The 243-nt window shown below is 41.6% G+C and carries 1 protein-coding gene; it reads right to left on the minus strand.

Annotated elements, in window-relative coordinates; translation table 11 throughout:
- A partial coding sequence (locus AWV70_RS22465) for an MFS transporter (RefSeq protein WP_153010053.1) occupies nucleotides 1-243 on the minus strand: 243 nt, incomplete at both ends.

The following is a 243-nucleotide window of genomic DNA, read 5'->3' on the forward strand; positions in this document are numbered from 1 at the left end:
AACAGTGATAATTGTCATCATTGGAATGAGCAGAAGATAAGACCAATGGATAAAATGAGCTATCATTCCACCAATAGCTGGACCGATACCTTCTCCCATAGCTACTATGGAGCCAATAAGACCAAACGCTTTACCCCTATTTTCCTTTGGAATATAACGCGCAACTACAACCATCACGAGTGCTGGAAATGCAGCTGCACCAGCTCCTTGAATAAATCGAGCCAGAATAAGTATGGGAAAAAA

Origin of the sequence: Sporosarcina koreensis (genome assembly GCF_001531445.1) — a bacterium.
In the GTDB taxonomy this organism is placed as follows: domain Bacteria; phylum Bacillota; class Bacilli; order Bacillales_A; family Planococcaceae; genus Sporosarcina; species Sporosarcina koreensis_C.